The sequence below is a fragment of the Streptomyces sp. MRC013 genome, from assembly GCF_023614235.1.
Classification (GTDB): Bacteria; Actinomycetota; Actinomycetes; order Streptomycetales; family Streptomycetaceae; genus Streptomyces.
This window is the reverse complement of record NZ_CP094264.1, coordinates 651,698-675,929: the sequence shown is the minus strand read 5'-3', so window position 1 is coordinate 675,929 and position 24,232 is coordinate 651,698. Positions and strand designations below refer to the sequence as shown.

The following is a 24,232-nucleotide window of genomic DNA, read 5'->3' as shown; positions in this document are numbered from 1 at the left end:
GAGGATGCCGCGCACCAGCCGCCCCACCTCGTCGAGCCCCGCGGGGGAGGGCGGCCAGCAGGACGGGCCCCGGGAACGGCGGGGCGGGGGCGGACGGTGCGCCACCGGTCATCGTCATGGCAGGGCTCCTTCTTCTCCGGCTCGTTCCGCCTCCGGGGCGCGGTGGGCGGGCGCCGGCAGGGCGAACGCGTGCCCCTTCGGCTCCGCGGGCCGGTCCGGCGGGCGCCGGCGCGGGGGCGGGACGCGGGGAACGGCGGGCGGGGGACGGAGCGCGCCCCGGGCGGCGGCCCCCGCCGGCGGCGCGGGGGCCGCCAGCGCCAGGGCGCACAGCAGCGCGCCCCCGACGAGGAGGGGCGCCCACAGGGCCGCGGCCGCCGCGCCGGTGGCGACGAGCGGCGCGAGCAGCAGCCCCGCCGTCTGTCCCACGGCGACGACGCTGTACGCCGCCCCCGACCCGCTGGCGGCGACCACCCGCTCGTCCAGGGCGACCTGGCCCAGCGCCAGCCCGGCCCCGAACACCAGCCGCGCCACGGCCAGCCAGCCCGGCTCGGTGACCGCCGCCTGCGCGGCGAGCCCCGCCGCGGCGACGAGCATCCCGTACCGCAGCAGCCGCCCTCCCAGCCGCCCCCGCAGCCGCGCGGCGGCGGGCAGCAGCGCCAGCACGGCGAGGTGGGGCAGCAGGAACAGCACCGCCGCCGTGGCGGCCGACGCGCCCGAGCCGGTGGCGTACGCGGTGAAGTACGGCCGCGCCGCGTAGACGGCGACCGCCGTCAGCAGCACGTACACGGCCAGCCGCCACACCCCGCCGCCGACGGCCGGGCCGGCCCCGGGGGCGCCACCGCCGCCGGCCGGCGCGCCGGCCCCGGGCCGCAGCACCCGCAGGCAGGCCGCGAGCAGCACCGCCTCCAGCAGCGCCAGCAGCGGCAGCGCCGACCGCGGCTCGGGCACGGACACGACGGCCCCGCCCAGCAGGGTCGCCGCGACCGACGCGGCGTGCAGGACCGCCACGTACTGCACGACGCCGGGCAGCACCCCGCGCGGATGGCTCCGGGCGAGCCCCGGGTACGCCAGCAGGACGACCGCCTTCGCGGCGACGAGCAGCACGGACACCCCGGTGAACACCGCGTACGAGGGTGCGAGGACCAGGGCCGCGGCCAGCAGCACCGCCGCCGACTGCCCGGCCGTCACCAGCCGGGCCAGCGGCACCCGGTGGCTCGCCCGGCCCCACAGGGGCAGGGCGACGACCGCCGACGCCTGGCACAGCACCAGGAAGAGCCCGGTCGCGGCCAGCGCCTCCACCCCGTACGCGGCGCGGAACAGCGCCGGGTAGAACGGGGCGAGCGCCGACTGGGTCACCATGTGCAGTCCGGCCGCCGCCAGCAGCACCGGGCGGCCGCGCCCCTCCGTCATGCCGTGCGCTCGCGGACCATGAGCGCCGCCCGCTTCGCCGGCAGGTCGATCCGCCGGACCAGCCGGAACCCGGCCCGTTCGAAGGCCCGCACGGACCGCTCGTTGCGGACGTCCGGCTCCGCGACGACGCGCTCGGCGTACGGGTCGGTGCGCAGCAGCCAGTCGGAGACGGCCCGCAGCAGCGCCGCGCCGAGCCCCCGGCCCCGGTACCCGGACGGGCCGAGCAGCAGGTGCACGCCGGCGTCGCGGGGCCGCGCCGGGTAGTGGTGGCGCAGCGGGTCCAGGTCGGCCCGGTACAGCTCCCAGTAGCTCATCGGGGTGCCGCCGACGCAGCCGATGTACGGGGTGGAGTGGGCGCTGGCCACCTGCTCCCGCAGGTAGGCGGCGATCCGCTCCTCCGGCTGCGCCATCTCCCAGTACTCGGCCACCTCCGGGTCGTTCATCCACGCGTGGACCAGTCCCGCGTCGGCGGCCGGGTCGACCGCGCGCAGCGTGAACGCGCCCGCCTCCGCCAGCGTCCCGGTGACGACGAGGTTCCCGCCCGTCACCTGCCCGCTCCCGCCAGGGGGTTGGGGATGTCCACGTACACCGACTGCGCCTCCAGCGGGCCGGTCAGCTCGTCCATGCCGCGCACCCGCGTCAGCAGGTTCGCCTTGCAGCGCAGCGTCGGCCCGTCCCGCAGCAGCGAGGCCAGCCGCAGCCGGTCGCCGTGCTCGGCGGCGGCCGCGGCGAGGAACCGGCCGGCGAGGCCGAGCAACCGCGTCTCGTCGGCGAGGCCCTGGGAGCCGAGCGCGCCGGCGAGGCCGAGCAGGTTGTTGACGCCGACGTAGTAGGCCAGCCGCTCGTCGATGACCTCGTCGGCGACGTACGTGCCGAGGTCCCTGCCGACGCCCGGCACCCACCCGTACAGGGCGTCGCTGCGGGCGGGGGAGAAGTAGTAGCCCTGGTTGTCGCGGTACCGGCCGCCGGAGGGCCAGCCCTCGTCGTCGAGGACGGCGAGGGTGTTCTGCTGGTGCGCCTCCAGGCCCAGCCCGTACACGGCGTACAGCCACAGGACGGGGCCCACGACCCGTTCGGCGTAGCGGGCGAACCACTCCTCGCCGACCTCGGCGGCGGGCCGGCCGGTCCGCTCGGCGAGGGAGTGCACGAGCACCGCCAGGCGGGAGCGCCCGCCGGGCAGGTCGGGGCGGGGGAGACCAGCCCGGCGACGCACAGGCCCTGCGCCGCGGCGTCCGCGGTGAACGGGTTGGCGCGGACGACCACGTCGAGGCCGGTGCCGTCGCCGCCGCCGGGCGCGGTGTCGACGGCGAGCCACGCCGGGTCGCGGACGATCTCGAAGCCCGGGTGCGCGGCGTGCAGGGCCCGGGCGAGCCCGGCGGTGAGGAGCCGGTCCACGGCGAGGCCCCGGCGCAGTTCGGACCGCATGTTCTCGCGCCGCGAGTTGGTGATGCGCAGCCCGAGGGAGAACTTCAGCATCACGGCCGCGTCGGCCCGGTACAGCGTCCGGACCGAGGAGGTGGGCGACCAGTCGGGGCCGGCCGGGCCGAGGTCGTGCAGCAGGCCCGCGTCGAGGAGGGCCCGTACGGCGGGCCGGTGGACGGCGTCCTGCGCCTGCCACGGGTGGGCGGGGACCAGGACCGTGCCCCCGGGCCGCGCGAGGCCGTCCCCGGCGAAGGTGGCGAGGAGGTCCTCGGCACTCCGGTCGAGGGAGGAGTCGGAGCTGACGACGGACGGGTCCGCGGCGAACCAGTGCAGCGGGAAGGAGCCGCGGGTCTCGGGGGAGTACCGGGCGGCCTCCGCCTCGGTGAGCCCCTCGCGGCTCTTGGGCGTCGGGTGCAGCGGGTGCCCGGTGAGGAGGGCCTGCTCGGCGGCGAGGAACGGCGTGGTGCCGGTCGGGTCGTCGGGCGCGGCGGCCCGCGCCCGGAGGAACCCGGCGACCCGGCGCACGGAGTCGCTGACGCGGCCGGTCAGGTCGGTGACGGACTCGGGGTCGCCGTCCGCGGCCTCGGCGCCGAGCAGCGCGGCGAGCACCGTGGCGGATGCGGGCGCGCCGGAGGGCAGACGGGCGGGCCCGAAGCGGTGCCAGCCGGCGGGCGACCAGTACAGGACGGGCGCCTCGACGGCCGTACCGGCCGTGGGCAGCTCCAGGCGCAGCACGTCGCCGGCGGGCCGCTCCACCCCGGTCTCCCGCACCCAGCAGCGCAGCAGGTTGTCGGCGGCGGCCCGGTCGGCCTCCGCGACGGGGTCCGGGGGCTGGATCTGGCTCATGCACACTCTTTCTGCTCGGTCGGCTCGGTCTGTGCGGTCGGCTCGGTCTGTGCGGCCGGTGCGGCCGGCCCGGTCTCCCCGGCCGGCCCGTGGTCCGCGCGGCCGCGGGCCAGGCCGAAGGTGGTGAACGCGGTGCGGCGCGGCAGCGGGTAGACGGGCCGGCCCGTCAGGGTGTTGAGGATGACGGCGGAGCGCCAGGCGGCGAGGCCCAGGTCGGGGGCGCCGACACCGTGGGTGTGGCGCTCGGCGTTCTGGACGAACACGGCGCCGCCGATCTCCCCGTCGAGGACGAGCCGCTGGTCGTGGCCGACGAGGGGCCGGCCGGAGCCGTCGCGGGCGAGGTGCGGGCCGAGCGGCCCGAGGAGCCCGTCGAGGGGGCGCTGCGCGTAGCCGGTGGCGAGGACGACGGCGTCGGTGGCGAGCGTGGCCCGCGACCCCTCCTCGCGGTGTTCGAGGGCCAGCTCCACCCGCCCGTCGCGGCGGGCGGCGGCGGTGACGGCGACGCCGGGGGTGAGGGTGACGTCCGGCCAGCCCCCGGCCAGGGTCCGGCGGTACAGCTCGCCGTGGATGTCCGCCAGGGTCTCCGCGCTGACCCCCTTGTACAGCTGCCACTGGGCCGGCAGCAGCCGGTCGCGGACGGCCTCGGGCAGCTCGCGGAAGTAGCGGGTGTGGTCGGGGGTGAAGTGCTCCAGCCCGAGCCTGCTGTACTCCATGGGCGCGAACGCCGGGGTGCGGGCGAGCCACGCCAGCCCCTCCCGGCCCTCGGGCCGGGCCCGCAGCAGGTCGAGGAGGACCTCGGCGCCCGACTGGCCGGCGCCGACGACGGTGACGTGGCCGGCGGCGCGGAGCCGGTCCCGGTGGGCGAGGTAGTCGGCGGAGTGCAGCACCGGTGCGTCCGGGTCGCCGGCGAGGTCCCGCAGCGGCGCGGGCACGTGCGGGGCGGTGCCGACGCCGAGCGCCAGGTGCCGGGCGAGGATCCGGCCGGTGGACAGGGCGGCGCCGCGCTCGTCGACGCGGGTGAACCCCACCTCGTACGCCTGCCGGTCCCGGTCCCAGCGGACGCCGTCGACGCGGTGCCCGAAGCGGCAGGACGGCAGCGCCCGGCTGACCCAGCGGCAGTACGCGTCGTACTCGGCGCGCGGTATGTGGAACCGCTCGGCGAAGTAGAACGGGAACAGCCGCTCCTGGACGCGGACGTAGTTGAGGAACGACCAGCGGCTCGTCGGGTCGACGAGGCTCACCAGGTCGGCGAGGAACGGCACCTGGAGCACGGCCCCCTCGATCAGCAGGCCGGGGTGCCAGTAGAAGGCGGTCCGCTGCTCCAGGAAGACGGCGTCGAGTCCGGGCACCCCGTCGGCCAGGGCGGCCAGCGACAGGTTGAACGGTCCGGCGCCCACACCGAGCAGGTCGACGGTCCGCGGTTCCTCGGCGGTTCGCCCAGTCGTCATCGGGGTCCTCCCGGTCGTGGCGGGTGGGGGGCGCCGGCGCGGCACGCGGCCGCGGCGGCCAGGTCGAGCAGGCCGGCCAGGTCCTCGCCGGCGGCCCGCGGGTGGAGCAGGGTGGCCTTCAGCCACAGCCGCCGGGTGCCGTCGGCGTCCTCGGCGACGGCCCGTCCCACCACCGCGCGCCCCTCGGCCAGGAGTCGGCGGCGGACCTCCGCGACCAGCGCGTCGCCCTCCCCGGGCGGCGCCGCGTCGGCGGCCAGCGGCCGGAACAGCACGGTGCTGATGCCGGTCTCGCCGGGGCGGCGGCGCAGCGCCGGATGGGCGTCGACGAGCGCGGCGAACTCCCGCGCGGCGGCCACGCAGTGCTCGACGAGCGCACCGAGGCCGGTGCGGCCCAGTGCCCGCAGGGTGGCGGCGATCTTCAGCACGTCGGGGCGCCGGGTGGTGCGGACGGAGCGGCCCAGCAGGTCCGGCAGGCCGGCCTCGCCGTCGTCGGCGGCGTTGAGGTAGTCCGTGCGCAGGGCCAGCGGGGTGAGCAGGTCCGCGTCGCGGACGGCGAGGACCCCGGCGGCGACCGGCTGCCAGCCCAGTTTGTGCAGGTCGAACGTGACGGAGACGGCCGACTCCAGGCCGTCGAGGAGCGGCGCGAGCCGGTCGCTGAACAGCAGCGGTCCGCCGTACGCGGCGTCCACGTGCAGCTCCGCGCCGTGCCGTGCCGCCACGGCGGCGAGCTGCGGGAGCGGGTCGATCAGCCCCTCGTCGGTGGTGCCGGCGGTGGCCACCACCAGGGCGGGTCCGGTGACGCGGGCCAGGGCCCGGCCGACCGCCTCCGGGTCGGTCCGCCCGCCGGGGCAGTCGACGGGGACGGGGGCGGGCAGGTCCAGCAGCCAGGCGGCGCGCCGCACGCTGTGGTGGGCGGTGGCACCGCACACGACTCCGACCGCCGGGGCCCCGGCGGCGCGGGCCCGTTCGCGGGCGAGGAGCAGGGCGAGGAGATTGGACTCGGTGCCGCCGCTGGTGACCAGTGCGTCGGGCGCGGTGCGCCCCGGGTAGACGAGGGCGGCGAGGGCGGCCGTGACCTCCTGCTCCAGGACCGACGCGGAGGGGGCCTGGTCCCAGGAGTCCATCGACGGGTTGAGGGCGGCGGCGGCCAGGTCGGCGGCGGCGGCCACCGCCAGGGGCGGGCAGTGGAGGTGGGCGGCGCACCAGGGGTCGGCCGGGTCGGCGGCGCCCTCGGCGACGGCCCGTACGACGGTGCGCAGAGCCTCCTCGGCGCCCGTGCCGTGCTCGGGGAGGACGGGGGCGCAGGCGGCCCGTAACCGCTCGGCGACCGCGCCCGGTCCGCCGGCGGGCAGCGGTCCGCCCCGGGCGTCGGCCCCCTCGGCGAGGGCGTCGAGCACCACCGAGGTCAGCTTCCCGAGCACGTGGGCCCCCCGGGGCGCCCCCGGCCACGGCGGCGTCGGCCTCCTCCGGCGGGGCGGCCGCGGCCGGCCGGCGGGCGCCGTCCGCGCCGGGTCCGTCCGCGCCGGGTCCGGGTGTGCCGGGGCGCAGGTCGCCGCGGCTCACCGGGTGGCCTCGGCGGCGGAGGCGAGGCGCTCCACGACGGAGTCGGCCTGCTCGTCGGTGAGGACCAGGGGCGGCAGGAGGCGCACCACGGTGTCGTCGCGGCCGCCGAGCTCCAGGATCAGCCCGCGCTCCAGACACGCCGCGCGGAGGGCCCGGGCGCGCACGGGGTCGCCGGGCGGGACGCCGTTCCGGTCGGGGGTGCCGTCCGGGTCGACCAGCTCGACGCCGATCATCAGCCCGCGCCCGCGCACCTCGCCGAAGGACCGGTCGTCGGCCGCGATCCCGCGCAGGTCGCGGCGGATCCGCTCGCCCAGTTTCAGCGCCCGTTCGGCCAGTTGCTCCTCGGCGACCGTGCGCAGGGCGATCTCCCCGGCGACCATGGCGAGCGTGTTGCCGCGGAAGGTCCCCGTGTGGTGGCCGGGGCACCAGGTGTCGAGTTCGGGGCGGTAGGCGATGAGCGCGAGCGGCAGTCCGCCGCCGACGGCCTTGGAGATGACGAGCACGTCGGGGGTGACCCCGGCGCGTTCGCAGGCCCAGTAGCGGCCGGTGCGGCCGATGCCGGTCTGCACCTCGTCGACCACGAGGACGATGCCGTGCTCCGCGGTGATCCGGCGGACCTCCCGCAGCCACGCGTCCGGGCCCTCGACGACGCCGCCCTCGCCCTGGACGACCTCCAGGATGACCGCGGCGGGCGTCCCCACCCCGCTGCCGGGGTCGGTGACCAGGCTCTCCAGCAGGCGCGCCGACAGCTCCCCGGACCGCCCGCCGTCGCCGGTGCCGAACGGGCAGCGCAGCCCGTACGGGTAGGGGAGGCGGGTCACCGGCAGGCCGTCCGCGCCGACCGCGCCGCTCATGCGGGGCGGCCCGGAGACGGCGGACGCGCCGAGCGTCATCCCGTGGTAGGCGCCGGTGAAGGCGACGACCCCGCGCCGGCCCGTCGCGTGCCGGGCCAGCTTCAGGGCCGCCTCGACCGCGTCCGTCCCGGCCGGGCTGCAGAAGTGCAGCCGCGCCGCGTCCCGCAGGCCGCCGGGCAGCCGGCGGAGCAACTCCCCGGAGAAGGAGTCCTTCTGAGGGGTGATCATGTCCAGGGTGTGCAGGGGCGCGCCGGACTCGAGGACCGACCGGAGGGCCGCGACGGTGGCCGGGTGGTTGTGTCCCAGCGCGAGGGTGCCGGCGCCGGAGAGGCAGTCCAGGTAGGTGCGCCCGTCGGCACCGGTGACCACCGCTCCGGCGGCGCGCACCGGGGCGACCGGCAGGGTGCGCGCATAGGTACGGGCGGAGGACTCGCGCCGCTCCTGGCGCTCGAGGAGTTCGGCGCGCAGCGCACCGTTCGGCATGGCGGACGCCCTTCGGTCGTGTGGCGGAGGTCGCGCCCGGGGCGCGCATGCGGCGGACGCGGCGGGAGGGACCCGCCGTCGCTCACGGAAAGTTAGGTTAGCCTAACCTCCAGGCAGATCAAGAGGCCTCCGTCGGCGCATTCCGCGCACAGGGGGCGCTAACTGTCTTGAAAGCGCCCCCCTGTTGGGGGAGCGGGCCGCGCGTCTCCGCAGGCCGGGGCGGTGCACCGCGCCGCCCCGCGCCCGGCCGCCGGGCCGCACCCGCTCCGAACGCGCCGTTCCTACTCCGGCAGCGGCAGCCGCACTGACCGCCCCGGCTCGATCGACACCGCGGCCCCGGGCAGCTCGATGTCGATCGGCGCCACCCCCGACTCCGGCACCGCCACGTGCAGGCTCCCCGGGGTCACCCGCAGCCGCACCCCCCAGTGCCCGTGGAACCTCAGCGTGAACGCGTACTCGGAGAGCTCCGGCAACCGCACCGGGTCCAGCCGCAGCACCCCGCCCCGCGTGTCCAGTCCCGTCAGCCCCCGCTGCACCAGGTCCAGCGTGCCCGCCATCGCGCCCAGGTGGATGCCCTCGCCGGTCGTCCCGCCGTGCAGGTCCGCGATGTCCGCCTCCAGCGCCTCCTGGCAGAACTCCCACGCCCCCGCCCGCCGGACCCGTGCCAGCACCCACCCGTGCACCAGCACGCTCAGCGTCGAACCGTGGCTCGTGCGCCGCAGGTAGTAGTCGACGGTCCGCCACCACGTCCCGTCGTCCAGCACGTGCCCCAGCCGCCGCAGCAGCCCCCGCAGCTCCGCCGGCGGGAAGAGGTAGCCCAGCATCAGCACGTCCGCCTGCTTGGACGCCTGGTAGCGGTTGACCGTGTCGCCCTCCGCCTCCAGGATCCGGTCCAGCCGCCGGATGTCCCCGTACGCGTGCCGCAGCCCGTCCCAGTCCAGCTCGGCCAGCTCCCCGTAGCCGTGGAACTGGCTGATCACCCCGTTGTGGAAGGGCACGTACAGCCGCCGCGACACGTCCTCCCAGAGCGCCAGTTCGCCGTGGTGCAGCCCGATGCGCTCCTCCAACTCCCGCCGCCGCGGCTCCGGCAGCCCCGCCATCAGCTCCAGGGCCCGCGCCAGCACCCAGGCCGCCGTCACGTTCGTGTAGGCGTTGTCGTCCAGGCCCGGCCGCCGCGCCCCCGGGTACGCGTCGTGGTACTCGTCGGGCCCCATCACCCCGCGGATCCGGTACCGGTCCAGCCCCTCGTCGTACACCGCCGAACCCGCCCAGAACCGGGCGACCTCCAGCAGCATCTCCGCGCCCTTGGTGTGCAGGAACTCGTCGTCCCCGGTCGCCTCCCAGTACCGCCACACGTTGTACGCGACGGCCGACCCCACGTGGTGCTGGAGATGCGAGTGGTCCGGCAGCCAGCGCCCCGAGAGAGGGTTGAGGTGCAGCCGCTGCGTCTCCTCCCGGCCGTCGGCGCCGCTCTGCCACGGGTACATCGCCCCCGTCCGGCCCGCGTCCCGCGCCGCGTCCCGCGCGCGGCCCAACCTCCGGTGGCGGTAGGTCAGCAGCGCCCGCGACACCTCCGGGAAGTGCAGGTTCAGGTACGGCAGCACGAACAGCTCGTCCCAGAACACGTGCCCCCGGTACGCCTCCCCGTGCAGCCCGCGCGCCGGCACGCCCACGTCCAGGTCCGCCGTGTGCGGCGACAGCGTCTGCAGCACGTGGAACAGGTGCAGCCGCAGGATGCGGCCCGCCCCGTCCGGCACCTCCAGCTCGGCCCGCCGCCACAGCTGCTGCCACGCCGTGCGGTGCGACGCCAGCAGCTCGCCGAAGCCGTCCGCCCGGCCCACCCGGTCCACCGCCGCGTGCAGCGGATCGGAGATCGCCGGGTCGCGCGAGGTGTGCAGCGCCACCACCTTGTCGACCACCGCCGTCGCGCCCGGCGGCAGCGACAGCAGGTACCGCTGCGTCACCCGCCCGTCGCCGTGCACCACCTCGGCGTCCCCCGGCGCCGTCGTCCGCGAGGCCAGCCCGATCCGGACGCCGGAGGTGGCCGTGCGGCAGCCCAGCCACACCCGGCCGTCCGCCGTCTCGCCGGTCGCCACGTCCTCCAGGTGCCGCGACGCCAGCTGCCGGTACCGCGCCACGCCCGTGTTGGCGACCGAGCCGTCCAGCGCGGCCTCCACCTGCAGCGTCCCCGCCCAGTTCTCGGCGGTGAACTCCGTGCGCAGCGCCGCCACGTGCGGATCGCCCATGTGGACCAGCCGCAGCTGGCGCACGGCCAGCCGCCGCCCGGAATCGTCCTCGTACCGGCTGCACCGCTCCAGGACGCCGCCGCGCAGGTCGAGGGTGAGGGAGTGGTCGGTGAGGAACTCGTGCGCCGGGGCCAGCCACGGACCGGGCTCCGCGCCGCCGGCCATGCGGTAGCGCACGGGCAGCCAGTTCGGCAGGTTCACCACGTCCTCGTTCTCGACGCGCCGCCCCGCCACCTCCGACGCCAGCCGGTCGTAGCAGCCGGCCGCGTACGTCCCCGGGTAGTGCGTCCCGTCCGCCGCGCACTCCGGGAGCGCGCCGCGCGTCGCGAAGTAGCCGTTGCCCAGGGTGCACAGCGCCTCCCGCAGCGCCTCGCGCTCGGCGGCGTACCCCTCGAACTCCCACGTCCAGTCGCTCACGACGGCCGTTCCCCCCGCACGGCGAGCAGCTCCGCCGGATCCGCCACGACGAGGTCGGCGCCGTGGCGGCGCAGCGCCTCCGCCGTGGCCGGGGAGGCCCCCCGGTCGACGCCCACCACCGGACCGAACCCGCCGCGCCGCCCCGCCTCCACGCCCGCCAGCGCGTCCTCCACCAGCGCGCACCGCCCGGCCGGCACGCCGAGCCGCCGCGCCGCCTCCAGGAACAGCGCCGGGTCCGGCTTGCCGGGCAGCCCCAGCCGGGCCGCCTCCACCCCGTCCACCAGCGCGTCGAGCAGCCCGAGCAGCCCGGACCGCTCCAGCAGCCCGCGGGCGTGCCGGGACGCCGACGCGGCCGCCACCGGCACCCCCGCCGCACGCAGCGCCCGCAGCAGCCGCACCGAACCCGGGTAGGCGTCCACGGGGCGCTCGCTGAGCCGCCGGGTGAAGTGCCGCTCCTTGTCGGCGGCGACGGCCTCCACGGCGGCCGGATCCGCGGGCAGCCCGCGCGCCGCCAGGAACGCCGCCGCCCCGTCCCGCCGGGACCGCCCGTCCACGTACCGCCGGTACTCCCCGGCCGCGTCGAACGGCCGCCGCGCCGGGGCGTCCGCCGTCCCGGGCGGCAGGCCGCTCAGGTACGCGTCGAACGCCGCCTTCCAGGCCGCCGCGTGGACCCGCGCCGAGTCGACGAGCACCCCGTCGGTGTCGAACACGACGGCCCGCGCGGACCGCAGTGCGGGGACCACCGGGCCGCGGTCCGTGCCTGGGCTCATGGCGGCGTCTCCTTGCGTCGTCGGCCGCACCCGGCCCCGGCGGCGCCGGGGCGTCCAGTGCGGGCGCGAAGAACGGGCTCCACCGCCCATCATGGCCCGGTACCCGCCGCGGGGGCGCCCGTGCAGGGCCATGAGGGGCACGCGCCCGCCCCCCCGGCCCCGCCGGGTCAGCCCACGGCCCGCGCGAGCAGCCCCGCCGCCTCGGCGACCAGCGCGTCGTCGGCCGCGGCGTCCGGGGCGAACCGGGTCGTCAGGACGGCCAGCACCACCGGCGGCCGGCCGGGCGGCCAGGCGACGCCCACGTCGTTGTTGCCGCCGTACCCGCCGCCACCGGTCTTGTCGGCCAGCGGCCAGTCCGCGGGCAGTCCCTTGCGGAACCGCTCGTCGCTCGTCCGGTTGGCGAGCATCCACCGCGTCAGCCGTTCCCGGTCGTGCGCGGCCAGCGCGTCCCCGAGGAGCAGCCGTCCGTACGTCCGGCCGATCGCGCGCGGCGAGGTCGTGTCGGTGACCCGCCACGGCTCGGCGGAGTTCAGCTCCGGCTCCCAGCGGTCCAGGCGGGTGACGCGGTCCCCGACGGACCGGCAGAACCGGGTCACCGCGGCCGGCCCGCCCAGTTCGCGCAGCAGCAGGTTGCCCGCGGTGTTGTCGCTGCGGGTGAGGGTGGCGTCGCAGAGCTCGGCGACGGTCATCCCGTTCGCCAGGTTCTCCGGCCGCTCGGTGACGGGGGAGTAGCCGGACTCCCTCACGTACCGCTCCGTGTAGTGGACGCGCTCGGCGAGCACCTCGCCGTCCCGGTCCAAATCCCGCAGCACGGCCGCGACGGCGAGCGTCTTGAACAGCGACGCCATCGGGAAGCGCTCGTCCGCCCGGTACGCCACCGTCCGCCCGGTCCCCGTGTCGTACGCGAACGCGCCGAGCCGCGCGTCGTGCGTCCGTTCGAGCGCCCGCAGCCGCCCTTCGACGCGCTCCCCCCGTCCGGGCGCCGCGTGCGCGGGCCCGGCCGCCGCGACGGCGGCGGCCAGTGCGGCCCCCACCCCCCGAGACCAGGACGGCGCGGCGGTTCGGACGGGCACCGGTGGGTTGCATGAGGAGGCTCCCTTCACCTCGGGCAGCAGGGGAACACCGGTCACGACGGTCCCATGCGTCACACCGGTTTCACCCGTCGCGCACTCGGCCGAAAACCGACCCCCGTCGGACGGGGCCGGCGGCCACGGCGGTCGGGCGCGCGCCCGGTGTTCCAGCCGCTGTGCCGGGGTACGCGCCCCCGGCTGCCCCGCAGCGGCGGGGCGTTCGGTTCCGGCCGCCCGAAGTAACGTTTCTGCCAGGAATGCCGGACGCCGTGGCGCACCACGGGAACCACCTCCCCGGCAGGCCAAGATGCGTTCATGCACATTTCCGTCCGGAGCGGGTCGCCGACCCGATGAGCCAGAGCAGTCCGCCGTCCGCCCCCTCCCCGACCCCCGTCGAGTCCTTCGACGCGCTCTACGCCCGCGCCGCCCCGGCGCTGGTGCACCAGGCGTACCTGCTCACCGGCGGCCGCAGACACGCCTTCGACTCGGTCGAGCACGCCTTCCAGCGCGCCTGGGAGCACTGGCCGGAGGTCGCCCGCGACCCCGACCCGGTCGGCTGGGTGCGGGCGCGGACCCACGAGTACGCCCTCGCGCCCTGGCACCGGTTCCGGCGGTGGGCCGGACGCCCCGGGCCCCCGCCCGCCGACCCCGCCCACCGGTCCCTGCTCGGACTGCCGCCGCTGTACCGCCGCACCCTCCTGCTCTGCGACGGCCTCGGCCTGGGAATGGAGGCGGCCGCCGCCGAGACCGCGGCCACCGTCCCGGCCGCGGCGAGCCGGCTGCACCACGCGCGCGCCGCGCTCGGGCAGCGGGCCCCCGCGCTCGCGGACCCCGGGGCCCAGCGCGCGTGGCTGAGCGGGCTGGTCTCGGCGGTGTCGACCGCCACGCTCCCGCTGGCCCGGTCCGTCCGCACCGGCAGCGAGCGCCGCCTGCGCGCCCTGACGCGGACGGTGTACGGGACGACGGCCCTGCTCGTCTGCGCCGTCCTGCTGGCGGCCCTCACCGCGGCCGCCGCCCGCCCCGGGCCGGCGGCCCCGCGGGACCGCGTCGTCGACGGGGCGCCGCACCACGGCGGCCACGGGGCTCCGCGACCCTGAGGCACCCCGGCGGGCGCGCCCGCCTGCCCGCCGGGGAGGCCGTCCGCCCCGGCGGGCTCAGGCCGCGCCGGGCTGCCGCATCAGCTCCTGGAACCTCGACATGCAGGGCAGGCAGTGCAGGTCCGTCTCGTCGCACTCCTCCCGGAGCGACTGCCCGCAGAGGGCGGAGGACCGGTCGCGGCCGACGACATGCCACACCAGGCCGCTGCCGGTGGCGGCCGTGCCGATGCGCATTTCGTACATGGCGGCTCCCCGTACGTGGACGACGCTTGCCCCCAGCCCAGCACGGCCGCGGACGGGCCGCCGCCGCCGGCGGTCCGTCCGGGTGAGTCACCAGGGCAGGAAGACGTGGACGTCCTTGCCCTCGGGCCCGGTCAGCACCGACACCTGGGTGGCGAGGGCCTTCACCAGGTGCCAGCCCACGGACCCGGTGCTGTCGGCGGGCGACCAGGGGCGGGGGACCGGCGGGCGCGGGTTGCCGTCCCGCACGACGATGTGGACGCCGTCGAAGGTGCGCCGCAGCCGCAGGGAGAACGGGCCCGGCGCGTACTGCACGGCGTTGCCCGTCAGTTCGGTGACGACGAGCAGCACGTCGTCGCGCCGGTCCGGTTCCGAGGGCGCCGCGAGGCGCTCCAGGGCGTCCAGATAGCGGTCGGTGAGGAGTCTGGCCGCGGTCACGTCCTGCGGTGCCCCCTCGAAGCGGGCCTCCAGGTCCCCGGCGTCGCGCCGGTCGGCGCCGTCGTTCATGGGCGTGCCGGTGGCCACTGCGTCCTCCTGTGCGTCACCCGGTTGCGGTCCGCCGGACGAGTGCCCCGCACGGCCGCCGCGATTCCTGCCCGTCACGCTCCGGGTGGGACGCGCCCGGAGCGGGCGGTCCGGCCGTGCGACCGGCTCCGGGCGCGGCGCGGCGCCGGGCGGACGGCGGTCGGCCCGGGGCGGCCCGTCAACAAAATTGAGCCTCGATTTGTCAACAACTCGCCCCCATGCTATATGAAAATCATCGCCGGGCGGCCCCGGCCGTCCCCCTCCGCGAACCGCTCCCCGGCCCCTTCCGGCCGGCGCCGTCCGCGCGCCCGCGGCGGGCGGTTCGGACCCCGCGCCGCCACGGCGACGACGGACGACCGACGACTGCGAAGGGGGGATCCTTCATGGAGCCGCTTCTCTGGCTGCTCGTCCCGCTGGCGGCCGCCCTCGGCGCGAGCCTGTGGGCCTGGTACGTCTCACGTCCGCACCCGGCGGACGTGTGGACGGACGTCGACCGCTACGACCGCCTCCGCGCCTCCCTCGCCCGCGGCGCGGCCCCGGGCCGGAAGGAGGAGCCCGCGGGCGCCGGGGCCCGGTGAGCCGCGGGCCCGCCGCTCCCGGCGTGCGGGGCCTCCCGGCCGGTCCTACGGTGACAGAGGCGACCCCCGAGGGTCGTACGGCAGGAGGGAGAGACGATGCGGCACGACGAGTTCCTCGCCCGGGTCCGGGAGCGCGGAGAGTACCGCGACCAGGAGGAGGCCGCGCAGATCACCCGGGCGGTACTGGAGGTGCTCGGCCACCGCATCACGCCCGGCGAGGCGTCCGACCTGGCGGCGCAGTTGCCCGGGGACCTGGGCGACGTGCTCACCGCGGACGCCGGCGAGGGCCGTCCCACCGACCGGTTCGGCATCGAGGAGTTCTACCGGCGCGTCGGCGAACGCACCGGCGCCCGCCCCCGCACCGCCCAGTGGGACGCGAGCGCCGTCCTGTCGACCCTGGCCGACGCCGTCTCGGGCGGTGAGCTGAACCAGGTCATCAGCCAGCTTCCCAGCAGCTACGCCGTCCTCTTCGGCAAGGCGGACCTGTCGGACTGACCGCCCCGCGCGCCCGCCGCACCCGCGCCCGCCGCCCTCCCGCGGCGGGCGCCGTCACGAGTATTGACTGCTCGCCGCACCGCCGCGATCCTCGTCAAACCCCCGACGGGACATGACAAACAGGCGGTGCGCCCATGACCCGACCCTCCCCCACCAGGCGCGGAATCCTCGCGCTGCTGTCCCTCCTCGTCACCGCGGCGGCCCTGGCCCTGGGCCCCTCCGCGACCTCCGGCGCCGAGGCGCCGCCAGGCTGGTGGGAGCCCGTCGCCCGGCCCGTGCCCGACTCGCAGATCAACGTCACCGGTGAGCCCTTCCGGGGCACCGACCCCCGGGGCAGAGTGCGCGGCTTCGTCGACGCCCACAACCACATCATGTCCAACGAGGCCTTCGGCGGCCGCCTGATCTGCGGCAAGGCGTTCTCCGAGCACGGCGTCGCCGACGCGCTGAAGGACTGCCCCGAGCACTACCCCGACGGCTCCCTCGCCCTGTTCGACTTCATCACCGAGGGCGGCGACGGCAAGCACGACCCGAACGGCTGGCCGACCTTCGCGGACTGGCCCGCCCACGACTCGCTGACCCACCAGCAGAACTACTACGCCTGGATCGAGCGCGCCTGGCGCGGCGGCCAGCGCGTCCTCGTCAACCACCTCGTCACCAACGGTGTCATCTGCTCCCTGTACTTCTTCAAGGACCGCGGCTGCGACGAGATGACGTCCCTCCGCCTCCAGGCGCGGAAGACGTACGAGATGCAGGCGTACGTGGACCGGATGTACGGCGGGCCCGGCAAGGGCTGGTTCCGGATCGTCACCGACAGCGCCCAGGCCCGCGAGGTCGTCCGGCAGGGCAGGCTCGCCGTCGTCCTCGGCGTCGAGACGTCCGAGCCGTTCGGCTGCAAGCACGTCGGCGACGCGGCGCGGTGCGACCGCGAGGACATCGACCGCGGCCTCGACGAACTGTACGGGCTCGGCGTGCGCAGCATGTTCCTGTGCCACAAGTTCGACAACGCCCTGTGCGGCGTCCGCTTCGACTCCGGCGCCCTGGGCACGGCCGTCAACGTCGGCCAGTTCCTGTCCACCGGCACCTTCTGGAAGACCGAGCGGTGCACCGGCCCGCAGCACGACAACCCCATCGGCGGAGCCCCCGCCCCCGGCGCCGAGGCGAAGCTCCCGCCCGGCGTCGCCGTCCCCGCCTACGCGCAGGACGCCCGGTGCAACGTCCGCGGCCTCACCGACCTCGGCGAGTACGCGGTGCGCGGGATGATGCGGCGCGGCATGATGCTGGAGATCGACCACATGAGCGTCAAGGCCGCCGGCCGCGCCCTGGACGTCCTGGAGTCCGAGTCCTACCCGGGGGTCCTCTCCTCGCACAGCTGGATGGACGCCGACTGGACCGAGCGCGTCTACCGCCTCGGCGGCTTCATCGCCCAGTACATGCACGGCGCCGAGGAGTTCACGGCCGAGGCCAGGCGCACCGACGCCCTGCGCACCCGGTACGGGATCGGGTACGGGTACGGCACCGACATGAACGGGGTCGGCGGCTGGCCCGCCCCGCGCGGCGCCGACGTCCCCGACCCGGTGCGCTACCCCTTCCGCACCGCCGACGGGGGCTCCGTCGTCGACCGGCAGACCACCGGGCAGCGCACCTGGGACCTCAACGAGGACGGCGCCGCCCACTACGGGCTCGTGCCCGACTGGGTGGAGGACATCCGGGTCACCGGGGGCGGGGACGTCGTGGACGACCTGCTCCTGGGCGCCGAGTCGTACCTGCGCACCTGGGGCGCCTCCGAACGCCACGGCCTGGGCGCGAACCTCGCGGCGGGCGCGACCGCCACGGCGAGCTCCACCCAGTGGTGGGACCCGCTCACCGGCCACGCGCCCGGCAGGGCCGTCGACGGGGACACCCGCACCCGCTGGGCCAGCGAATGGAGCGACGACCAGTGGCTCCGGATCGACCTGGGGGCGGTCCGCGCCGTCGGGCGCGTCACCCTCGACTGGGAGGAGGCGTACGCGAGGGCGTACCGCGTGGAGGTCTCCGCCGACGGATCGGCCTGGCGCACCGCCTGGTCCACCACGGCCGGCGACGGCGGCCTCGACACGGCGCGCTTCGCCCCCGAGCAGGCCCGGTACGTCCGCGTCCACGGGTTGGAACGCGGCACGCGGTGGGGATACTCGCTCCGCGAGGTGGGCGTCTACGGCGGGAGTTGACGGCATGGCGGACGGCGAGGCACGGGCGGGCACCCGGCGGGCACGGTGGCGGACCCTCGGCACGGTGCCGTTCGCCGCGACGGCGCTGACCGGCACCCTCGCCGTCCACATGGCGCTGGTCGCCTTCGGCAACAGCACGGACTTCGGGACGAACCGGCAGTTCGTCCGGCACGTCCTCGCCATGGACACGACGTTCAGGGACCCCGACCTGATGTGGCGGGCCGTCGAGTCGCCCGTCCTCCAGGACGCCGCCTACGTGGTGATCATCGCCTGGGAGGTCCTGACCGCCGCCGTCCTCCTCCTCGCCACCGCCCTGTGGTGCGCCGCACTGCGTCGGGGTTCCCGCGCCCGCGCCCGCGCGGCGAGCACGGCCGGACTCGTCATGGTCCTGCTGCTGTTCGGGTTCGGGTTCATGGCCGTCGGCGGCGAGTGGTTCGCGATGTGGCAGTCCGCCGACTGGAACGGCCTCGACGCGGCCGCCCGCAACGTCGCGCTGGCCGCGTTCACGCTCCTGGTGGTGCACCTGCCGTACCCGGCCGCGCACGGCGACGCCCCGGAGAGCGCCGGGTGACCTGCCGGTCGCTCCCGGCCGGTTCCCCGGCGGGGCCCCGGGCCGCTCGGGTCCCGACGGGGCCGCGCGGCCCGACGTCCCCGCCCGCGGGACGGGCGGCCGCACGCCGGACCGATCAGCCCCCCGACGCCTTCCCGGCGGGCCGCGCGGACCCGGGCCGGACGATCTCGCGCTTGAGGACCTTGCCGGTGGGGCCCTTCGGCAGGTGGTCGGTGATCCACACGACGCGCGGGTACTTGAAGGGCGCGACCCGCTCGCGGACGAACCCGACCAGCTCCTCCGGCGTGGCGGACGTCCCGGCGCGCAGCACCACGGCGGCGGCGACCTCCTGGCCGTGGACTTCGTGCGGTATCCCGACGACGGCTGCCTCGGCGACCGCCGGATGGGCGTGGAGGACCTCCTCCACCTCCCGCGGATAGACGTTGCACCCGCCGCGGATGACGAGGTCCTTGATGCGGCCCACGATCCGGAAGTCCCCCCGCGCGTCCCGGGTGCCGAGGTCACCGGTGTGCAGCCAGCCGCCCCGTACGGCCTCGGCGGTCGCCTGCGGACGGCGCCAGTAGCCCCGCATGACGTTGTGCCCGCGGATGACGATCTCGCCCACCTCGCCGTCGGGCAGTTCCCTGCCCCCGCGGTCGACGACGCGCATCTCGACGCCGTCCACGGGAACGCCGACCGTGCCCGCGACGCGCTCGCGGTCGATGCGGTTCACGCAGGCGAGCGGCGACGACTCCGAGAGCCCGTACCCCTCCAGCACGGCGCAGTCGAACGTCTCCTCGAACGCGTGCAGCACCTCCACGGGCAGCGGGGAGCCGCCGCACAGGCCGACGCGCAGGGTGGAGAGGTCGTACGGCCCGGACCCGGGGCTCTGTGCCAGCCGAAGCATCAGCGTGTACATCGTTGGGACGCCCAGGAAGACGGTCACCCGGTCCCGTTCGATCACGGAGAAGGCGTCCGCCGGTGTGAAGCGGGGCAGCAGGGTCAGGCAGGCGCCCACCGACACGGCGCAGTTCAGCCCCATGACCTGTCCGAAGGAGTGGAAGAGCGGCAGCCCGCCGAAGACGACGTCGGTGGGGTCCAGGCGGAGCACGCGCACGCCCTCGGCGGTGTTGCGGCGCAGGTTGTGATGGGTGAGTTCGGCGCCCTTGGGGTTGCCGGTGGTTCCGGAGGTGTAGAGGACGACGGCGGAGCTGGTGGGCGAGCGCGGTTCGTCGCGGGCCGGCGGACGACGGGTCCGCAACCCGTCGAGGAAGGTCTCCGGTTCGACCACGAGGTGCGGGGTGCCGGCCCGGCGGGCGCCCTCCACCGCCTCGTGCGCGCCCCGGTGCCAGGCGAGGAGGAGGGCGGCTCCGGCGTCGTTCAGGCAGTGTTCGACCTCCCCGGCCCTCAGCAGGGGGTTGAGGGGCACGACGATCGCCCCGGCGCGCAGGATGCCGTAGTACAGCACCGCGAAGACGGGACTGTTCGGCAGGAGGACGGCGACGCGGTCCCCCGGCGCCGTGCCCAGGGCGCGGAGCCGGGCGGCGGCGCGGGAGCTGAGGTCGTCCAGCTCGGCGAAGGTCAGCTCCTCGGCGTCCAGGCGCAGGGCCGGGCGGTCGGGGTGCGCGGCGGCGCTGCGGGCCAGCAGGGCGGGCACGGTGCCGGGGTCGTGCGGGGGCTCGGGGTGCATCGGGAATCCTCCGGTACGGCGGGCCGAGGGGAGACGGACCTCGGCGGCTCGGGTTCGATCGCGGTCGCCGGCAGGCCGCCGCCGGCCGGGGGCGGTGCGGCACACGCGGGGCGCGGGAAGGCCGGGGCGCTCACCCGGCAGCGGTCCTCGACGACGCCCGCGCCGTCCCCGCCCGCCCGCGCGGTGACCCGGCATCAGGCCGCCCGGCCGGAGGCGGCGGCGACCCGCGCCGCCCAGGCCCCGACGCGCTCGACGAGCCGGCCGTGGTGCCGTATCCAGCGGAAGTGGTCCAGCGGACGGCCGTCCGCGTCGGCGCACGCGTAGTGGAGACGTTCGACGCGGGCGGCGGGCAGCTTGGCGCACAGGTGGTCCACGGCCGCCGGCGGCGCCATGGTGTCGTTCTCGACGTCGACGGCGAGGACGGGCAGCGCCACCGCCCGCAGGGCCCGCTCGTAGTCCGCCCGCGCCCCGGGCACGGTGTAGCGGCCGGTGCGCACCTGGCGTGCCCAGTCCCGCATGAGCCGCGCCGTCTCCCGCCCGCCGAACCCGAACCGGTCCCCGGGCCAGTACCCGAGCACCCCGGCCCCCCGCGGCGCCGAGCTGGCTGCGCACCAGCCAGCCCGCCCCGCCCCGCCCCAGCGCCCGGTACCAGGCGGAACCGCTGGCGACGAGCACGACGCCGTCGAGGTGCGGCGGCTGGAACAGCCCGCAGTGCACCAGCCCCAGCTGCCCGCCCAGGCTGTGCCCGAGGAGCAGCCGCGGAGCCGTGGGATAGGCGGCGCCGACGAGGTCGAGCACGGCCCCGATGTCGTGTTCGACGATCTCGCGGTAGCCGAACCGGACACCGCGCGCCGGCACGGGCACGCTCTCGCCCTGCCCGCGCAGGTCCGTCGTCACGACCGTCATGCCCCGCCGGTGCAGCGCCCGCACGAGCGGGAGGTAGGTGCGCGCGGGCGTCCCCATGGCGGGCAGCAGGACGACGACGGGGGCGCCGGTGTCGTCCCGCGCCTGCACCCGCACGGTGAGCCGCGCGCCGTCGGGCGCCGTGATCTCGCCCAGCAGCGGCAGGCGGGGCCGCCCGGTGCTCATCCCAGCCGCCAGCCGAGCACGCCGGCGCCCCAGGTGATGCCCGCGCCGAAGGCGGCCACGCCCAGCACCCCGGACGGCCCGATCCGGCCCTCCTCCCGGGCGTGGGCCAGGGCGATGGGGATGGACGCCGACGAGGTGTTGGCCACCCGGTCGACGTTGAGGAACAGACGCTCGGGCGGCACCCCGATCTCCTTGCCGACGGCCCTCACGATGCGGGCGTTGGCCTGGTGGGCGACGAAGAGGTCGACGCCGTCGCAGGCGAGCTCGCGCCGCTCCAGCACCCGCCGGACCGCGTCGCTCATCTTCTCCACGGCGTGGACGAAGATCTCCGGGCCGTCCATGCGGAGCTTGCGGTCGTGGCGGTCGGCGAAGAGCAGCCCGACGTGTTCGCCGTCCGAGGCCAGGTGGAAGGCGGGTGCGACGGGGGCGTCCGGGAGGTCGGTGAGGACGACGGCGCCAGCGCCGTCCCCGAGCAGGACGGCCGTCGACCGGTCCGCGGTGTCGGTGATGCGGGTCAGCGCCTCCGCCCCGCAGACGAGGACGGCCTCCGCCCGCCCGGACTCGATGAGCGCCGTCCCGTGGTCCAGGGCGTACACGAATCCGGCGCACGCCGCGTGCAGGTCGAAGGCGGCGGCCTGCGGAGTGCCCAGCCGTGCGGCCACCTCCACCGCCAGTCCGGGCGTCGTCCGGTCCGGGGTGGTCGTCGCGACGACGACGTGGTGCAGGTCGGCGGCGTCCCGTCCGGCCTGCCGCAGCGCCGTCCGGGCGGCGGTCACGGCGAGGTCGGCGAGCCGGCCGTCCTCGGCCAGGAAGCGGCGCTCCCTGATGCCCGTCCGCTTGACGATCCACTCGTCGGACGAACCGATCGCCTCGAAGTGGCTGTTCGGCACGGTGCGTTCGGGCAGCGCGGCCCCGATGCCGGTGATCGCCGCCGTCATCGTGCGTCCCCCTTCCGGCGGGTCCGGTCGCCCGCACCCATGCGGACGGCGTGCATACCACCGTCGGCGTGCACGATCTCACCGGTGACGGTGGCGGCGAGATCGGAGAGCAGGAAGAGGACGGGCCCGGTCAGGCGCCGCACGTCGGCGCGGTCCCAGCCGAGCGGCGCCTCCCGCTCCCAGCGGTCGGCGATGGTGCCGAAGGTGCTGACGGCGGACCCCGCGACCGTCTCCACGGGCCCGGCGGCGACGAGGTTCACGCGGATGCCGCTGCCGCCGAGGTAGAGGGCGAGGTAGCGGCAGACGGCGCCGAGCGCGGCCTTGCCGACGCCCATCCAGTCGTAGCCGGGCCAGGCGCCGGAGGAGTCGAAGTCCAGCCCGACGACGCTGCCCCGGTTCTTCGCCAGCAGCGGGGCCAGGGCGGTGGTGAGCCCGTGCAGGGACACGGCCGCCGTGTGCAGGGCGTGGGCGGCGTCCTCGACGGGAGTGGTGAGGAAGTTGCCGCTCAGCGCGGACTGCGGGGCGGCGGCGATCGCGTGCAGGACGCCGTCGACCGCGCCCCACCTGTCCTCCAGGACTTCGGCCAGCCGGGTGAGGTCGTCCGGCCGGGTGGCGTCGAGTTCGAGGACGTCGGCGGGGCGGGGCAACCCGGCCGCCGCGGCCTCGGTGATCCGCCGCGTCCGGCCGAACCCGGTCAGCAGCACCTCCGAGCCCGCCTCCTGGAGGGCCTTGGCGGTGTGCCAGGCGATGGAGTCGTCGTTGAGGACCCCGGTCACGAGGTAGCGGCGTCCTTCGAAACCGAGCATCGCACTACGGCCTTTCGTCGGTCGGGGGGTGGAGAGCACGAGCGCCGCGTTGTGGCCCCCGAAACCGAACGACGTCGACAGACCCACCCGCGGCCGCCCGCGGGGCAGTTCGCGCGCCGTCCGGACCAGGTCCAGCTCGCCGAGGCGCTCGTCCGGCTGCCGCAGGCCGGCGGTCGGGGGCGCGACGCCGTGGCGCAGCGCCTGCAGCGTGGCGATGGCCTCCACCGCTCCGGCCGCACCGAAGAGGTGCCCGAGGGCGCCCTTGCTGGACGACATCGGGACGCGGGCCAGTACGTCGCCGCCGAGGGCCAGGCGCAGGGCGTCGCACTCCAGCCGGTCGTTGAGCGGGGTGCCGGTGCCGTGGGCGTTGAGGTAGTCCAGCTCCCCGGGTGCCGTTCCGGCCCGGCGCAGAGCCTGGACGACGGCCTCGGCGGCCGGGCCGCCGCCGGGATCGGGGGCGGTGAGGTGGTGGGCGTCGGAGGTGGCGCCGTAGCCGCGCACGGCGCCGAGCGCCTCGGCCCCGCGCCGGGCGGCGCCGCCGGCCGTCTCCAGTACGAGGACGCCCGCGCCCTCCCCGATGACGAAGCCGTCCCGGTCCGTGTCGAACGGCAGGCACCGACCGGTGGGGGAGAGCGCCCCGGTGTTGCGGAAGGCGGCTCCGACGAGCTCCGACGTCGACGCCTCCGCGCCGCCCACCACGACGGCGTCCGCCGCGCCCGCGGCCAGCAGCCGCAGTCCCGCACCGACGGCCTGCGCACCACTGCTGCAGGCGGAGGCCACACACAGCGACTCGCCTGTGAGCCCGTACCGCATCGACAGGTGCGATGCGGCGGCGTTGGCCATCATCCGCGGCACCGTCAGGGCCGAAACGTACTCGGCGCCCTGCTCCGCGAGGACCGCGCCCTGCGCCTCGAAACTGGCCGTACCGCCGAGCCCGCAGCCGATGACGCAGGCGACGCGCGCGGCGTCGTACGGGAGCCCGCCGGGGGTCCAGCCGGCCCGCGCCAGCGCTTCGTCCGCCGCCACCAGCGTGAACTGCGTGAAACGGTCGGTGCGGCGCACGAGGTGACGGGAGAGGTGGTCGCAGGGGCGGAAGCCGTCGCAGGAGCCGAGCCCGCCGTGCAGTGCGCTCTCCCCGGCGACGGCCCGCTCGTGCAGCGCGTCGGCGCCGACACCGAGCGGGGTGACCGCGCCGAAGCCCGTCACCACCGCCCCCGCCGCGTCACTCAAGTCCGGCCTTCTCGTAGCAGAGCCTGAGGATCTGGCCGACGGTGTCGAGGCCGTCGAAGTCCTTCATCTTCACCGGGATCTTCAGGTCCTTCCTGATCGCCTGCGCCAGTTCGACCGTGTCGAGCGAGTCGATCTCCAGGTCGTCGAGCGCGGCGTCCGGGGAGACGTCCGCCTCGTCGACGCCGAGTTCCACCAGGGCGTCGTTGACGAACTTCTCGATCGCGGCGTGGTCAAGCATGGATGGTGTGCCCTTCTCGTACG

Annotated in this window: 19 protein-coding genes and 3 pseudogenes; 5 read left to right on the top strand and 17 right to left on the bottom strand. The window is 76.6% G+C overall.

Annotated elements, in window-relative coordinates; translation table 11 throughout:
* Window positions 1-114: 114 nt before the first annotated feature.
* The 9 genes and pseudogenes from LUW75_RS03090 to bla all read right to left on the bottom strand — a co-directional run bounded on the left by LUW75_RS03090 (window position 115) and on the right by bla (window position 12,545).
* On the bottom strand, window positions 115-1,410 hold the full coding sequence (locus LUW75_RS03090; RefSeq protein WP_250334251.1) for a hypothetical protein: 1,296 nt from the start codon (window positions 1,408-1,410) through the stop codon (window positions 115-117).
* Window positions 1,407-1,958 carry a GNAT family N-acetyltransferase gene (locus LUW75_RS03085; protein WP_250334250.1) on the bottom strand — a complete coding sequence of 184 codons (552 nt, stop codon included), beginning with the start codon at window positions 1,956-1,958 and terminating at the stop codon, window positions 1,407-1,409. The genes LUW75_RS03090 and LUW75_RS03085 overlap by 4 nt, the downstream gene beginning before the upstream one ends.
* A pseudogene (locus LUW75_RS03080) lies at window positions 1,955-3,678 on the bottom strand (IucA/IucC family protein). Before LUW75_RS03080 ends, LUW75_RS03085 begins: the two are co-directional and overlap by 4 nt.
* Window positions 3,675-5,126 carry a lysine N(6)-hydroxylase/L-ornithine N(5)-oxygenase family protein gene (locus LUW75_RS03075; protein ID WP_250334249.1) on the bottom strand — a complete coding sequence of 484 codons (1,452 nt, stop codon included), beginning with the start codon at window positions 5,124-5,126 and terminating at the stop codon, window positions 3,675-3,677. Before LUW75_RS03075 ends, LUW75_RS03080 begins: the two are co-directional and overlap by 4 nt.
* Window positions 5,123-6,547 (bottom strand): pyridoxal phosphate-dependent decarboxylase family protein, encoded by a 1,425-nt coding sequence (locus tag LUW75_RS03070; protein ID WP_250334248.1) that lies wholly within the window; start codon window positions 6,545-6,547, stop codon window positions 5,123-5,125. The genes LUW75_RS03075 and LUW75_RS03070 overlap by 4 nt, the downstream gene beginning before the upstream one ends.
* Before the next feature lie 138 nt (window positions 6,548-6,685).
* Entirely contained in the window at window positions 6,686-8,026 is a 1,341-nt protein-coding gene (locus LUW75_RS03065; RefSeq protein WP_250334247.1) for a diaminobutyrate--2-oxoglutarate transaminase family protein, read from the bottom strand.
* Window positions 8,027-8,307: 281 nt separating this feature from the next.
* A complete protein-coding gene (locus tag LUW75_RS03060; RefSeq protein WP_250334246.1) occupies window positions 8,308-10,689 on the bottom strand; it encodes a glycoside hydrolase family 65 protein in 2,382 nt (793 codons plus the stop codon).
* Complete coding sequence (locus tag LUW75_RS03055) at window positions 10,686-11,459, bottom strand: HAD family hydrolase (RefSeq protein WP_250334245.1); 774 nt, start codon at window positions 11,457-11,459, stop codon at window positions 10,686-10,688. Before LUW75_RS03055 ends, LUW75_RS03060 begins: the two co-directional genes overlap by 4 nt.
* Before the next feature lie 167 nt (window positions 11,460-11,626).
* Window positions 11,627-12,545: pseudogene (gene bla, locus LUW75_RS03050) on the bottom strand (class A beta-lactamase).
* A 334-nt stretch (window positions 12,546-12,879) separates the two neighbouring features.
* On the opposite strand from bla, the gene LUW75_RS03045 reads away from it, so the two are divergent.
* Window positions 12,880-13,626 (top strand): sigma factor-like helix-turn-helix DNA-binding protein, encoded by a 747-nt coding sequence (locus tag LUW75_RS03045; RefSeq protein ID WP_250334243.1) that lies wholly within the window; start codon window positions 12,880-12,882, stop codon window positions 13,624-13,626.
* A gap of 57 nt (window positions 13,627-13,683) precedes the next feature.
* Here LUW75_RS03045 and LUW75_RS03040 read toward each other — a convergent pair whose 3' ends face one another.
* Together LUW75_RS03040 and LUW75_RS03035 are read right to left on the bottom strand one after the other, a co-directional pair.
* Complete coding sequence (locus LUW75_RS03040; RefSeq protein WP_250334242.1) at window positions 13,684-13,869, bottom strand: hypothetical protein; 186 nt, start codon at window positions 13,867-13,869, stop codon at window positions 13,684-13,686.
* 87 nt (window positions 13,870-13,956) lie between these two features.
* Window positions 13,957-14,391, bottom strand: a complete 435-nt coding sequence (locus tag LUW75_RS03035; protein ID WP_250334241.1) for an ATP-binding protein — start codon at window positions 14,389-14,391, stop codon at window positions 13,957-13,959.
* 383 nt (window positions 14,392-14,774) lie between these two features.
* Here LUW75_RS03035 and LUW75_RS03030 point away from each other — a divergent pair, with 383 nt between their 5' ends.
* The 4 genes from LUW75_RS03030 (at window position 14,775) to LUW75_RS03015 (ending at window position 18,239) form a co-directional block, all read left to right on the top strand.
* Window positions 14,775-14,969 carry a hypothetical protein gene (locus tag LUW75_RS03030; RefSeq protein ID WP_250334240.1) on the top strand — a complete coding sequence of 65 codons (195 nt, stop codon included), beginning with the start codon at window positions 14,775-14,777 and terminating at the stop codon, window positions 14,967-14,969.
* Window positions 14,970-15,065: 96 nt separating this feature from the next.
* The gene (locus LUW75_RS03025; protein ID WP_250334239.1) at window positions 15,066-15,464 is read left to right on the top strand and encodes a DUF2267 domain-containing protein; all 399 of its coding nucleotides are present in this window, start codon (window positions 15,066-15,068) and stop codon (window positions 15,462-15,464) included.
* A gap of 134 nt (window positions 15,465-15,598) precedes the next feature.
* On the top strand, window positions 15,599-17,668 hold the full coding sequence (locus tag LUW75_RS03020; RefSeq protein WP_250334238.1) for a galactose-binding domain-containing protein: 2,070 nt from the start codon (window positions 15,599-15,601) through the stop codon (window positions 17,666-17,668).
* 4 nt (window positions 17,669-17,672) lie between these two features.
* Complete coding sequence (locus tag LUW75_RS03015) at window positions 17,673-18,239, top strand: DUF2165 domain-containing protein (RefSeq protein ID WP_250334237.1); 567 nt, start codon at window positions 17,673-17,675, stop codon at window positions 18,237-18,239.
* A 115-nt stretch (window positions 18,240-18,354) separates the two neighbouring features.
* Here the strand turns inward: LUW75_RS03015 and LUW75_RS03010 are convergent, their stop codons facing one another.
* The 6 genes and pseudogenes from LUW75_RS03010 to LUW75_RS02985 all read right to left on the bottom strand — a co-directional run bounded on the left by LUW75_RS03010 (window position 18,355) and on the right by LUW75_RS02985 (window position 24,209).
* Window positions 18,355-19,908 (bottom strand): long-chain-fatty-acid--CoA ligase, encoded by a 1,554-nt coding sequence (locus tag LUW75_RS03010; protein ID WP_250337525.1) that lies wholly within the window; start codon window positions 19,906-19,908, stop codon window positions 18,355-18,357.
* 194 nt (window positions 19,909-20,102) lie between these two features.
* Window positions 20,103-20,486, bottom strand: coding sequence for a hypothetical protein (locus tag LUW75_RS03005; protein ID WP_250337789.1), 384 nt, complete (start codon window positions 20,484-20,486; stop codon window positions 20,103-20,105).
* Between the two features lie 130 nt (window positions 20,487-20,616).
* A pseudogene (locus LUW75_RS03000) lies at window positions 20,617-20,871 on the bottom strand (alpha/beta fold hydrolase); the annotation flags it as partial.
* Window positions 20,872-20,993: 122 nt separating this feature from the next.
* The gene (locus tag LUW75_RS02995; protein ID WP_250334236.1) at window positions 20,994-21,935 is read right to left on the bottom strand and encodes a beta-ketoacyl-ACP synthase 3; all 942 of its coding nucleotides are present in this window, start codon (window positions 21,933-21,935) and stop codon (window positions 20,994-20,996) included.
* A complete protein-coding gene (gene fabI / locus LUW75_RS02990; RefSeq protein ID WP_250334235.1) occupies window positions 21,932-23,971 on the bottom strand; it encodes an enoyl-ACP reductase FabI in 2,040 nt (679 codons plus the stop codon). The genes LUW75_RS02995 and fabI overlap by 4 nt, the downstream gene beginning before the upstream one ends.
* Entirely contained in the window at window positions 23,964-24,209 is a 246-nt protein-coding gene (locus LUW75_RS02985) for an acyl carrier protein (protein WP_250334234.1), read from the bottom strand. The genes fabI and LUW75_RS02985 overlap by 8 nt, the downstream gene beginning before the upstream one ends.
* Window positions 24,210-24,232: the final 23 nt, after the last annotated feature.